5 protein-coding genes are annotated in these 14,978 nt (G+C 33.1%); 4 read left to right on the top strand and 1 reads right to left on the bottom strand.

From position 1 onward, the window contains the following. Positions 1-61: 61 nt before the first annotated feature. From LNP81_RS11245 to LNP81_RS11235, 3 genes are read left to right on the top strand one after another with little or no spacing between them, the layout of a single operon-like run. Complete coding sequence (locus LNP81_RS11245; protein ID WP_230035841.1) at positions 62-2,512, top strand: TonB-dependent receptor; 2,451 nt, start codon at positions 62-64, stop codon at positions 2,510-2,512. Positions 2,513-2,545: 33 nt separating this feature from the next. After that, positions 2,546-8,671, top strand: a complete 6,126-nt coding sequence (locus tag LNP81_RS11240) for a fibronectin type III domain-containing protein (RefSeq protein ID WP_230035839.1) — start codon at positions 2,546-2,548, stop codon at positions 8,669-8,671. Next, positions 8,671-9,681, top strand: coding sequence for a hypothetical protein (locus LNP81_RS11235; RefSeq protein ID WP_230035837.1), 1,011 nt, complete (start codon positions 8,671-8,673; stop codon positions 9,679-9,681). The genes LNP81_RS11240 and LNP81_RS11235 overlap by 1 nt, the downstream gene beginning before the upstream one ends. A 217-nt stretch (positions 9,682-9,898) precedes the next feature. Here the strand turns inward: LNP81_RS11235 and LNP81_RS11230 are convergent, their stop codons facing one another. Then, positions 9,899-11,221 (bottom strand): sugar porter family MFS transporter, encoded by a 1,323-nt coding sequence (locus tag LNP81_RS11230; protein ID WP_230035835.1) that lies wholly within the window; start codon positions 11,219-11,221, stop codon positions 9,899-9,901. A 396-nt stretch (positions 11,222-11,617) separates the two neighbouring features. Between LNP81_RS11230 and LNP81_RS11225 the strand changes: the two genes are divergently transcribed. After that, positions 11,618-14,809 carry a glycoside hydrolase family 2 TIM barrel-domain containing protein gene (locus LNP81_RS11225; protein ID WP_230035833.1) on the top strand — a complete coding sequence of 1,064 codons (3,192 nt, stop codon included), beginning with the start codon at positions 11,618-11,620 and terminating at the stop codon, positions 14,807-14,809. Positions 14,810-14,978 lie beyond the last annotated feature (169 nt).

Below are 14,978 nucleotides of genomic sequence, written 5' to 3'. Positions count from 1 at the left end.
ATTAATAGTGAGAACCGGTAGAGAACAAATTTCAGAAACTGATTTCCATAGAATATAAAGAATGATTGTAAAAAAAATACTTTTTAATACTACACTCCTGTTCATAAGTGCTTTTGGTTTTTCCCAAAACTTTAACGTACAGGAGTTAGGCAAAGCCAAATTAATAAATGTAAGTGGTGGTGCATCAGCCAATAGTATTTTCTATTCCGGTAATGCCCAGAGAGATCCGTTTAGTTATTTCCTGAACGGAAACATCAACATCAACATCGCAGGATTGTACAATTTACCGTTTTCGTTTTCCTATACCAATCAAAAATTTGGTTATGGTAAGCCTGTATTGATGAATCGTTTGAGTATTCATCCTTCCTACAAATGGATTACAGCCCATATTGGTGATGTAAGCATGACTTTCTCACCTTATACGCTAAGCGTACATCAATTTACAGGATTAGGAGTTGATTTAACTCCACAGGGAAATTTTAAAGTCAGTGCCATGTTTGGTAGATTATTAAAAAGTAGTGAATTCGACTTAAATTATCCGGACGTTGTGCCCACATACAAAAGATATGGCTATGGTTTTAAAACTACCTATGATTTTGAAAAAATAAAACTAGGCATTACCCTATTCAAGGCCAAAGACGAAATTAGTTCACTACATAATCCTATTCCTTTTGAGTTAAGCATCACCCCAAAAGAGAATGTTGCAGTAAGTTTTGAAACGAGTTTTACCCTGGCTAAAAAACTACAGTTTTTTACAGAATATGCCAACAGTAGTATTACAGAAGATACCCGAAATACAAATCGTGGAAAAGCAAACGGAATTGCCTCTTTTCTATTAAATCAAAATAGTACCTCGACAAGTTATAATGCCTTTAAAGGTCAGCTTGTTTATCCCGCAGGAAAAGGAACTTTAGGACTGGGTTACGAACGAATCGATCCCAATTACAGGACTTTAGGAGGGTATTATTTTAATAATGATTTAGAAAATTTCACAGTTAATGCAACACAAAATATATTCAAAGACAAAGTGTCATTAGCCTTAAATTTAGGGCTCCAAAAAGACAATCTTGACAAACAAAAACAAAGTCAGATGAAACGTCTTGTATCATCCCTGAATGCTGATTTCAGACCCAATGATAAATTAAACCTGAGTATAAATTATTCTAATTTTCAATCTTATACCAATAGCCGTAACCAGTTTGATTATATCAACCAGGTTTCCAATTACGATTATCTGGATACTTTAAACTTCAGGCAGGTCAATCAAAATGCCGCTTTAAACATCAATTATTTATTAAAAAATGACAAGCGTTTAAAAAAAGCTATAAGTGCCAATTTTTCTGTACAGGATGCCGTAAACCAACAACAAGGTAAAACCGTTGTGGGAGGTGCTTCTACTTATTACAATTCTGCGATCGCCTACAGTATTGGCTATCCGGAAAGAGATCTGAGCTTTAACGGATCCTTAAATAATACCTACGGGAAAACCGATTCAGGAAAAAATCTAATCTTTGGGCCAACCATTGGAGTATCAAAACTATTTTTTGATAAAAAACTGACAACTAATGCCTCAACAAGTTATAATACTAGTTATAATGATGGCCAAAAACAAAATGACATTGTTAATATAAGGCTTAACGGATCTTATATTTATCTGCAAAAACACAATTTCAATCTAGGTGTAATCTCCTTATTCAGTAATTCAACGGGAAGAAAAAACAATGATCTCACTGCCACTCTAACCTATGCTTATTCGTTTGATAAAATTAAAATGCGTCCGAAAAGAGAACCTTTAACAGAAGAAAAAGTAGTCTCTGATCCCGTTTTAAAAATAAATTTCAACGATAAAATTTTTGAAGGAACTCGAGACGAAATTTTAGCACAGCTAAAAGAATTACAACTTTCTATACATCCTTTACCGACGGAAGAAAAGAATAATTTAGAGCATCTGCTTACATTGGCTTCACTTACACCTGATAATAAAGAATTAAAAGAAAAAATTCTGGATTATCTTGATGCGTATGCCTCAGCAACAGCGACTATAGAAAAGTACAATGATTATTTTGTTAAAGCTTTACAAAAGCTGGAAAAGGAAATGAACCACAAAGATGAAAATCTCGAAAACACCTATTCTGTTGCTATAGGCAGGGTAAACAGCCATAAATTACATGGTATAAATGAAACTGAAATTACGAATAAAGCAAATTATAATTCCTATTTAAAACTGGTTGAAAGAAGCGATAACAGCCGAAATCAATTAAGGAATCACAGATGGATGCTTAAAGAAATAGCTGCAGCTGCAAAAACTCCTGTAAAAGAAATTCAGCAAAATGAAAATGCTGCCCAATTTAGTACACAAGAAATTGAAGAAGCTTTTAAGCTGATAAAAAACAAGAAAAGCGAAACTGAAATAGTAGATACTATCGAAGTAAAAATAATTCCTTTTTATCATGATTTGGCCGTTAAAAACAGTACCAACGACGAAATTGATTTAAAATATATTCAAAAATAAAGTATACCCTAAAGATACCAAACTAACAAATTAATGGATAAATATCAGTTACCCAAAATGCTAAAAAAATTACACTTATACTTGTTGATATTGTGCGCTCTTATTGGTTTTGAGGGCTATGCGCAAACATATCCTATTTCGATAACGACACAGCTTACACAGCCCTCGCCTATTTATCTAAATAATTATGCCAATGCTACTACAATAAACAGTCCGATAAAAATACAGCTGGTCCTAAACGATTTGACTATTTCTAATCGTCAGGTAAAGCTTAAAATTTATTTTCAGGGCAACGGAATTACTTTTAATACAAACGATTTTGTTGTAGGCGCGCGTCCGTTGTATCTTGAAGGTGGTTTTCCATTGCAACTAACAAACGTCGATCTTGCTCCTTACTTTGAATATCAAAATCTGTTGGGAGTTAATCCAAATCAGTACGCACAACCTTTACCAGAAGGAATTTATAACATTTATGTAGAAGTATATGATTTTGCTACAGGAAAAAAGCTGTCCAGTAAAACAAGAACCAATACCATAATTTTTCAAAACGAACCTCCTTTTTTAAATCTTCCGCTGAATAATGCTTCTATCATGCATCAGAATATTCAAAATATTATTTTCAGCTGGACTCCGCGAAGCATCAATGTAAGCAATGTAGAATATGAATTTTCATTGGTTGAAATCTGGGATAAGTATACACCAATTCAAAACGCATTTGCTTACTCTCCTCCGTTATATACAAAGACAACCAGAGCAACAACACTGCAATACAGCATCAACGAACCTCAACTTATTCCCGGTAAAAAATATGCCTGGCGAATTAAGGCAAAAGCTATTTTGGGTGCCGAAGAAATAGGTGTTTTTAAAAACAACGGTTACAGCGAAATTTTTTCTTTTGATTATGAAATATCCTGTACTCCGCCACTTGCTATAACCACTTCGGGCGTTAGCGAAAATCAGGCAAAAATAGCCTGGAGCGGTAATATCGACAATTATGATTATCAGGTAAATTATCGCGAAAAAAATGCCAATTCAGAATGGTATAAGCAGGTTACTCCCAGAGAAAACATAACCATAAGCAACCTAAAACCAAATACTGTTTATGAATACACTGTAGGTTCTTCCTGCGACCCCGGTAAATATACCCATAGTACAATCAAAGAATTTACAACTGTTGCAAGAGACGAAATTGCTTTTGAAGGTTGTGGTATCAAACCAGACCCTAACGATTTAGGCAACACAACGCCGCTTCCAAATCTTTATCAAAATGATGTTGTAACGGCGGGTGATTTTCCAATTGTGGTTATTAAAGCGACCGGAAGCAATGGCAATTTTAGTGGAGAAGGTTATGTAACATTACCTTTTATAGAAAAATTCAGAAAACTGATTGATGCCGCTGATAATTTGAAGGATATTGCCAACAAAGGAGCTGAAATTACAGGAAAAGTTGGTGCAGCAGCCAATGCATCAGCAAATTTAGCTTCTAATACTGCAACTAAGGTTTCTAATCGTCTGGACAATCCTACAGGAGATTCAATAGAAAATTCTGCCGGAAAAATAAAAGATAAAGTTGCTGATGTTGGAACAAAAGTAAATGAGAAAGCCGGCGAAATTGCAGGAGATATTAGCAAGTATTCTACCAATATTGGTGAACATACGCGTATTCGAATAACGTTTAATAATATTGGAATTAATACTGATTTCAAATTAATTTCAGGAGAAATCATAGCGAGTTACGATCCTACCTGGAAAAACATTGCCAATCTCGATGGTGCATTTGATGAAGTATTTGGCAGTAACGGAAAACCTATAGAAGGTAAGTTCGATTACGAAGTAGTTTCGGTAGTATTAAATGCAGACGGAAGTACGACAGTAACAGGTAAAGACGGTCAAATATCAACCATTGCGAAATCGCCATACGAAAGAGTTTACACAGACAGTACAGGAAAAGTAGTAACAATTCCGGCAAATGGCGTGGGTGCACCGGTTATTGCCAATGCTGCTGCAGGGGGTAAAGCAACTGCGGCAAATACAAACGGTATGTCTGCCAGCGGCGATGTGGTGAAAATTACTTCTCCGGATGTGAAAATAACGTTTAAAAATGGAGAAAAAAGTCAATATGCTTTTGATGTTCTCCCAGATTCAGGTTCACAAAAACTAAAAGACACTTATGAAACCATTCCGATGGAAAGTGGAGGTATTTATAATGTAAATTATAAGGCAGTATCTGACTTAAATGGCCCGGAAACCTTTATTGCTGAAGCCGAATTTAAAAACGGAAAAACAATAAAAGACGTTGTTTTCAAAACAAATGCAGGTGCAGATGTAAACTTTAAATGGAATGACAGCAATACTGAAGCAATAATAACTGTCACGAAAACATTAAACTTCTCAAAAGAAAGCATTATTGCTATTGTAAAAGGTGCGACGCAAAAAGATCCTCAGGATCTTGCCAAAACTATTGAAGGCAAATCAGATATTGCCGGTAAAGTAAATCTATGGCAACTTGCTCAAAAACCCGTTATTAACGTCACGATTTTAAGTGTCAACGGAGCAAATGCACCAAGTGCCGATAACGCAAAAGATTTTCTTAATGAAGTATATAACAAAGTCGGGATAAAATTTGATGTAACTGCTCAGGATTTAACCATAGGTTCACTACCGGCTGCAATACAATGCGGAGACAGCGGTCTTATCAATTTTTACAGCAATGGCCAAATCGATATTAAAAATCAAATCGAAGCCAATCCTAATTTTACTTACAATAGCGAAACCTACTACGTCATCTACACCGGAAAACCAGGACAAGATGGATATAAAGGTTTTATGCCTCTGGGAGGTCAATATGCTTTTGTATTTAGTGACGGTGACTTAAAAACAGCGGCCCACGAATTAGGCCATGGTATTTTTGGACTTAAACATCCATTCGCCACTAAGGGAGAGTCCGGTAAAACAGATCTTTTAATGGATTACGGAACCGGAACTGTACTATCTCATAACGACTGGGATATTATTCATAGCGGAGGCTGGAAGTTTTATGGATTTCAAAGTAGTTCTTCTGGGGCATTGGCAGGCGGTTTTGGGCTTTCACCTAAATGGGAATTTATTAGTAATGGAGATGAAAAAACAGTAGCAAATATTAATTTAGCTGGTAAAGGATTTCTAGGTGGTTTTGTAACCAATAAAGGCGAAACCAAAGTAACTTACGCATGGGCTGCTGATAAATATATTGGTGATGATAATACTTCGATTATTACTCAAACAACAAAGCCTGTAGTTGATAAAAGCAAAATTTATTTATTTTATGATAACGATAAATCCTGCCCAAATAGTAAATATTTAAGGACGATTTATAACAAAGAATTAGAAAGCATAATTAAGGCAAAAGATGAAAAGTTACTAAGTAAATATATTGATAGATATAACAAAAGTGAGTATTATGTAAAAGATAAAGAAACCAGAAGTATTTATTGGGGCTACTTAGGTTGTAGTACCTCTAATACTGGTAATGGTACTGGAGCAAGCAGTGATGAAGAAAGGCTAAAAGATCTTATAAGCAAATTAGATATAAAAATTGGCGATGATTCTGTTGCTGCTGAATTTATCATTTTAGATAAAAATGATCCTAAGTATAAAGAAAAACTAGCCGAAGCTTTAAAAAAGGTTTCTTATATATTAGCGACTTATGATAGCACCGGAAAAGAAACTTTAAAATTAGAATACAAATTACAAATTCCTAAAGCTATTCAGGATTTATTCCCTAATTTCAAGACTTCAGATAATTGTATGGTAGATTACATAAATAGTAGTCTAGCAACACTTCATGGAAACTTTATATACAAGAACATGCGACCTTCTGATCAAGCTTTGGTAGAAATCGCTACAGTATTCTATCAAGGATTTTTTGGAATGTGGTATTGCGCAACAAATGAAGAAAGTATTGCAAACTCAAATGGCTTTGATCAATATTTAGCAGGTGCAACTCATGAGGCTATAGCAATGATAGATGTAGTTTTATTAGTTGATGGTTTAGCAACTTTAGCAAAAGAAGGTTTAAAAGTTAAAGTTCAAAGTTATGTTAAATACTATGAAAATCTAAAATCGATAAATACTACAATTAATAAAGGAGGAGAAATACAACCTGAACAAATTCTGGGTGTTGTACTAATTCCGCCATATAATACTCTTTCTGATAATATAAAGAAAGTAGTAAAAATTGGCAATGAATTTAAGAAAACTTACTTTACAGAATGTAATGAAACAAAATTAAAAAATGGAAAAACTGCTGATATCTGTTATTATAGATACGGACAATTGACTGTAATGATTTTTCCAATTTTATATACAGCTGGTGAATATGCTGTGGCAAAAATTAGCCAGATTGCAAAACTATCAAAAGTTAGTGTATCACTTGCCGAAAATGCTATAAAACTAAACGAAAAACTTATTGCAAAGGGTGTTTATCTATTAGAAGCTGATGGTAAAACAATTATAAAAAATGCTACAACTGGAGAAATTATAGCTGTTGAAGGTACTGCTATTACAGATATAGAAAAGGCTTTAGATAATTTAAGCGATTTTAGTGGTGGCGGCAAAGTAATTAGTTTATTGGATGATATCCCTGTAAAAGGTACTCCAAATTCAGCAGGAATTTACATTGAAGATGTTAGTACTCCAATAATACAGATGAATTATGAAGGGAATGTCATTTCTAATTCCGGTTTTCAAAATTATTCCTTTGAAGGAAATGCTGCACGTCAACTTGAAAATGTCACAAACTTAACCATCGTAAAGGAAGGAAAAGTAATCAAGATGCCACAAACAGATATCTTAACTAAGCACATCCCTGAAGTTAAAAACGTTCCTGTCATACAATTAGTTCCCTATAATCTTACTTACTATAAAGGAGCCCAAGGAAGTGTTGAATTAATTGTAGCAGAAACAGAATCTGTAAAAGGTGTAGTACAGGTTGTATATGCTTCTGCAGTAGTAGCTAAAAAAATAAAAGAAGAGGAAGAGAAAAAACAAAAATGTACAATTTGTAAAGAAAGAATTGAAAACACCACCAATTCTCAATTATGTTTAAATTTAAGACGTTTACAAACAAATACCAATAATCTCTCTGCAATTTCTAAACTTTGTGGGATTACTGACTTGAACAATTTTGTAATTAAATTATTAGAGTTTGATATTCCTAATCAAAAAGAGTTTTTAAAAGATATTGACGAAAGCAACGGAAGTGATTATATTTGTGGAAACATATCTAAATTTGATCTTGACATTTTAAAAGCATGGAAACTAGTTCAGGATGCCAGACCAAATCTTCAGTATCGAAAAGATTGGGCTGTATTACAAGAAATTAAAACAATTCTTAATAATTCAAACTCACTTTCAACAATAGGAGAAATCGATGGTCTTAAAACAATTATACAAAAAAATGTAAGTGCTCCTTGTAAAGTTTGTAGTTCAGGTAACTCAGACTATATTATGCTAAATAATTATCTAAATTATGTCAATTATTTTGCAATCAATTACAAAGGCGCACCAGGTTTTGATGATGTAATTGGTAAGAAAGGAATATTAAGTGGTGGTATTCACCAGGTAAACGCAACAGCATTTGTACTAAGAGTATTAAAGGAAAACCCTTCTTATATAGGAACTATAACTGGTTTTGAGCTAAAAATTGAGGTTGTTAATGATGCAAATGAGAAAAATACAGCCTTCGCTGATGTTATAGAAAATGGAAATAAAATTGTTGAGTGTAAAAGTTGGAAAATAGACGGTTTAGCTTTTCTAAATTTTGTAAAAGACCAAACAACAATAACCGGATCTTCAAAACAGTTTATTACTTATTTAAGTGACGCCAGTAAAGTAACATCTTTAGACAAATTGGAATATTGGTTTGATTCCATGAAATTTAATAAAAATAAAGACCCACAACCAATAAAGGAGAAATTTAAACAAATGTTATTAAACGCTAATAATCTTTCAAACAAAGGAGAGGCTACCTTTAATGCTATTTGGAGCAATATTCCTTTAAGAGGAAGTCTATTTCCACAAAATAAAAATGAAGATGATAGAGATGATGCAAAAGATGATTTTAAAGAATTAATCAAAGACACAAAAAGTAGATTTTATAATTTCATTACAGTTAAATAATGTTTACAAAACAATATTTTTTAGAAGACATAAATACATTTACGGTAAAAGAAAACTCAATATTATTCAAAAATAATAATGATGATCTGTTTTTTAACAATTTAAAAATTGATAAAGACGTCCGTTCATTTTTTAATTGTAATGAAAATATAATTTTCTTTAAAAATAAATTCACGAATGTATACTCATTACAAGAGAAAAAAATAATTGATAGCATAAATGGCAGTTTATTTTTTGACACTTACAATAATAAAGATCTAATAGTAGTACAAAAAATTGATGGGAAAAGATTAATTTCTAAAATCAATTTTAATTGTTCTTCTTTCGGCTTGATTGATGAAATTGGTTGTTTTAATATTGAGCATTATTTCAGAGATACCAATAACAATTTATTTTTCAGTAATAATGCAAACTTACAATCTCTATCATTACAATCTTATAACTTGAATTGGGAAATTAGCCTAGATCACTATGGTGAAATAAGAAAAATTTTAGGTATAAAAGAAAATAAGTTATGGATATCAATGTATCGAGGAGGAAATGATAAGATCAAAAATAGTCTCATCGCTTTAAATATCGATTCTGGTCATATAGTTTATGAAAAAAATAATGATTATGACACATCAGATTGGTTTATAGAACTAATTTCTGAGCATGATAGTATTTTAAGTATTTATGGAAAAATTAGTACAACTCCTGCTGATAGTCCACTTGTTGAAATAAATGCAATTACTGGCGAAATAATCCGTAATCAAAAAATTGAAAGCTTGTACAATGAAAACCTAAAAATAGGTTTTTGGAAGGTTCTAAAAGATAAAATTTATTTTACAGCAAATAAAGATATACTGAATGGTACTCACATTGGAGTTTTAGATTATAATACTTTAGAAATTCTTTGGGTAACTAAAATTGATGAAATGAAGGGGACATTTAAAGACTTACAAATATCTGAAAATAAAATTTATGCCCTAGATACAACAAATCAATTACACATTTATGAGCTAGATTAAATAATATTATTTATTTTACAAAGTGTTATAATCTACTAAAAAAGCTTCAGATTTCTCTGAAGCTTTTTTGTTTTTAAATCATATTAATTTAAAAAATCAAAAGAAATTCCGCAGCGAAAGATTAATTAACTGAAAAGTTAAAAAAAAAAATTTGACAATAAATTGTAAGATTATCAATAGCATTTAAAAATCAATAACTCCAAAATTTACTATCCTCTCAAATCTTAAAAGTAGTTTTCTGAAGTTCTTCCAAAGATTTTCCTTTGGTTTCCGGCATCATAAAAATTACGAAGAGCAATTGAAATACCATCATTACAGCAAATATCAAAAATACCGTTCCCGCTCCTATTGTCGAGAATAAAAAAGGAATCATGGATGGAATAATCGCTGCCAGAATCCAATGCACCGAAGATCCAAATGCCTGGCCACTGGCGCGCAAATGATTGGGAAAAATCTCTGAGATAAAAACCCAAATCACGGCTCCTTGTCCTATGGCATGCGAGGCAATAAATAAAAACAGAAAAATAGGTACCTGCATTCCCTCCCACTTTAGAAAAAAAGCAATTGATACCAATCCTAATGAAATAATGTAACCAACAGATCCAATATACATTAGAACTTTTCGGCCGAGGACATCAATTAAGAAAACACCAATAAGTGTAAAGATTAAATTAGTTAAACCAATGCCTACGCTGCTTATTAAGGCTGCACTTTGTTCTAAACCAGCTTCTGCAAAAATCCTTGGCGCATAATATAAAAATGCATTAATTCCTGAAAACTGATTAAATGCTGCAATCAAAAAAGCCAGCATCAACGGATATCTGTATTTTTTTAAAAATATAGTTTCATGTTTTAAGTTCTTATCATCATCATTACCAATATGAAGTTCCTGCATTAAATCTTCAATATTTGCTGTCGGATCAATTTTTTGCAAAATCGTTTTGGCCTCATCGATTCTTGATTTAGAAAGTAGCCATCGTGGACTTTCCGGAATGGTAAAAACAATAACTGTATAAAAAAAGGCAGGAAAAGCCATTATTCCAATCATCCATCGCCAGGCATTTTCTCCTGTATCACGCAATAAATAATTAGATAAAAAAGCCATTAAAATTCCCAAAACAATATTAAACTGATATAACGAAACCAATCTTCCTCTATCTTTTGCAGGCGCAATTTCAGAAACATAAGCCGGTGCGGCAATAGTAGATGCGCCAATTCCTAATCCGCCTAAAAATCGGAAAAAAGCAAAAGTCCAGGGATCGTTTGCCAAAGAGGAACCAATTGCCGAAACCAAAAACAAAACTCCAATCCAGATAAGGGTCTTTTTTCGTCCTAATACATTGGTCGGAATACCACCAAAAATAGCTCCTGCCACAGTTCCCCATAAAGCCATAGCCATTACAACAGATCCATGAAAAACATCCGAAGTATGCCATAATTCCTGTAATCTGGTGTCGGCACCAGAAATTACAACGGTATCAAAACCAAATAAAAATCCAGCCAAAGCAGCTGTAACAGACCATAATAATATTTTGTTCATAGTGGTATTTATTACTTTAATTATATAAACTTTATTCGAAGATTATTCGTCGTAAAAATGAATTACAGAACTGGCTATTATATAGAAAGAGCCAGACTAATTTTAAAATTCAAATAGTTACTAAAACGTTTTACTAAATTACAAATATATACCTTTTCAGTATTCAAAAAGGAATAAAATAATAATTTACAAAAACAATACCCGCAACATAATAGACAAATAAAATTAAAATATGCATTATTACTGATAAAAATTAGAGATTAATCAAAATATTTAAGACATATCTTTAATAAACTGGTAGGCAAAAGTCAAAAACACTAAAACGATTTAGTATATTTGTATTAATTTAATAATTTTCTAAACAAAAACTATTACTAATTATCAAAAACCACTTGTATGTTTCACCCATTATTTAAAAACCAAAGTGCTAAAATTCTACTTTTTTTAATACTAATTTTTAGTTCGAATTCAGGTTTTGCTTTTCAAAAATTAGAACAAAATTTATCTGCACAGGATACTGCAAAAGTCCCTAAAGAGATTGAAGATCCCGAAAATATTGACATTAATAAAGAACCTGCTCATGCTACTTTAATGCCTTATGCTTCGCTAAAAGAAGCGTTGACAGCAAACAGATATGCTTCTACTTTTAGTAAAAGTTTAAACGGAATGTGGAAATTTAATTGGGTCGACTGGCCACAAAAACGTCCCGTAAACTTTTACAAAACAGATTATGATGTATCGCAATGGAAGGAAATAAAAGTGCCATCAAATTGGCAGATTGAAGGTTATGGTACGCCGTATTATAGTAATTACAATTATATTTTTCAGAAAGACTTTCCTAAAGTTATGAGTACGCCTCCTGAAAAATTTACAGCTTTTCACGAAAGAAATCCCGTAGGAAGTTATCGCCGTGATTTTACGGTTCCGGAAAACTGGAAAGGAAGACGCATTTTAATCACTTTTGATGGCGTTGATGCGGGATTCTTTATTTGGGTGAATGGGAAAAAAGTGGGTTACGGAGTAAACAGCAGAAATGCAGCCGAATTTGATTTGACTAAATATCTTATTCCCGGCAAAAATACACTGGCGGTCGAAGTTTATCGTTTTACAACGGGAAGTTACTTAGAAGATCAGGACATGTGGCGTTTAAGCGGTATTTTTAGAAACGTAACGCTATGGAGTACACCTCAACAACATATCAGGGATTATTTTATAAAAACGAATCTGGACAAAAATTACAAAGACGCACAAGTTATCGTAACGGCCAAAGTAAAAAATTATGGCAAAACGGCAACAAAAGCCCGCACTATAGAAGCAACTCTTTACGACGGAAATGATTTTGTGGGCGCAATAGGAAAAAAAATAGTTCCTGCTTTAAAACCGGGTCAGGAAATTACTGTTGATGTAACCTTTAATGTTTTTAACCCTAAAAAATGGACTGCAGAAACGCCTCATCTTTATACGACTGTAATTGATTTGAAAGAAGGCAAGAATAGTATTGAAAAATTGTCTTCGAAAACTGGTTTTAGAAAAATTGAAATCAAAGGAAGACTGTTCATCGTAAATGGTGTTGCAATAAAACTAAAAGGAGTTAATCGTCATGAAAACTGGCCTGATGATGGTCATGCCGTTACAGAAGAACAAATGATAAAAGACATACTTTTAATCAAGCAGGCAAATTGCAACCATGTGAGAACAAGTCATTATTCTAATGATCCCCGATGGTATGAGCTATGCGATGAGTACGGTCTTTATTTAGTTGCCGAGGCCAATGTTGAATGCCATGGCGCTATGAATGAATTTAATGATGAACCCCGCATGAAAGCGGCTATTGTAGACCGAAATGTTGCGAATACGGAAAACTTTAAAAATCATCCTTCGGTTTTAATCTGGTCTTTAGGAAATGAAAACGGAACCGGTGGTGTGAATTTTAGAACTGCATTAGAAACAATTAAAAAAATAGATCCAACCCGCCCAACGCATTACGAAGGTTTTGGTATTGCAGTAAATAATCCTGCAGATATTGACAGCCAGATGTATACAGATATCTATAATTTAGAAAAACATGCTAACGATCAAAGCCTGACAAAACCATTTTATCTATGTGAATATGCTCATGCCATGTTCAACTCGATGGGATCTGTAGATATCTATAATGACTTATTTGATAAATATCCTGCGCTGCTTGGTGGTGCAATATGGGAATGGCAGGATCAGGGAATTTATAACAATCGTGATACTAAACATCCTATAACTGCTTTTGGCGGCGGTTTTGGCGAATATCCTAACGATCAATATTTTATTCATAAAGGTGTTGTTTTCTCTGACCGATCTTTAAAACCACATTATCCGGAATTAAAACACGCCTATCAATGGATTACAATTTCAGATAAAGACAGTAAAAACGGTATTTTTACCATTAAAAACCGTTATGAAACCAAGAATTTAAACAGCCTTGATGTAAAATGGGAATTAACACAAGATGGCGATTTAAGAGCTTCGGGCGATCTAAAAACTAGTTCTGTAAATCCTGGTGAAGAAAAAGATATTAAGATACCTTTTGATATTTTGTATAAACCGGGCTCTGAATATTTCTTACGAATTTCGTTTGCTCTTGCAGAGGATGAATTATGGGCAAAGAAAGGATACGAAGTAGCTTCGCAGCAATTCGAACTTCCGGTAAGTATTCCTCCAATTTCGCAACATATTGCCGAAGGAAACTTATCTGTAAAAAACAATAGAAACACTATTCAGCTTATTGGTAACAATTTTAAAATTGAATTTGATAAGAATAAAGGAACGTTTTCTAAAATGGAAAAAAATGGCAAAAACCTTTTGCAGGAAAACGGAGGCCCGCTTTTGCATTTATGGCGTGCACCGCACAGGAAAGATGATATGTGGGCTTATGAAAATTGGGAAAAATACGGCCTGAAATCAATCAAATGGGTAACAAGTGACATCAAAACTCAAAAAATATCCGGTGGCAGTTATGAGATTAAAGCAACATTAACCGGAATAGGAAAAGAAAACTTTAAGGTTGTGCATCGTGTTTTTTACACCATTAACGAAAATGGTACTATTAAAGTAACAAATGATATCAGTTTTAATGATCCAAAATTAATTTTAGCCCGAATTGGTGTTCGAATGTTTTTAAATAAAGAGTTAGACCAATTTGATTACTTAGGACGCGGGCCAATGGAAAACTATCCGGACCGAAAAAGCGGTTTTGATGTTGGTCATTATTACAGCACTGTAAAAGAACAAATGACGCCTTACGAAAAACCTATGGAATCCGGAAATCATGAAGATGTACGATGGGCTAATATACAATCTGAAAGCGGTTTAGGACTTACTGTTAAACAAGGAGATGATTTACTGCAAGTTGGCGCATTGCCTTACAGCGACGAAGAAATGGAAAATGTAGAATACAAAATAGATTTGCCACAAAGCAAAGGAACTGTATTATGCATTTCGCATAAAACCTTAGGAGTTGGTTCCTGGGGATGTGGCCCAAAACCATTAGAACAATATATGGTGTATGCAAAAGCGACTTCATTTAATTATGAAATCGATTTGAATTCAATGTAAGGATCCAATCTTTCACAATCGAAAAAACAAAAAGCATTAGTAAATTATTGGTTTACTAATGCTTTTTTATTTTAATAGAATTAAATCTTTATTACGATCAATACTAAATGTTGTGGAGCAACATAGAAAATTTCATGCTCACTAATTCTTTTACCGCAGAGTTCACTAA

Origin of the sequence: Flavobacterium piscisymbiosum (assembly GCF_020905295.1) — a bacterium.
GTDB lineage: Bacteria > Bacteroidota > Bacteroidia > Flavobacteriales > Flavobacteriaceae > Flavobacterium > Flavobacterium piscisymbiosum.
The sequence above is the reverse complement of the archived record's forward strand: the minus strand, read 5'-3'. Positions and strand labels throughout refer to the sequence as shown.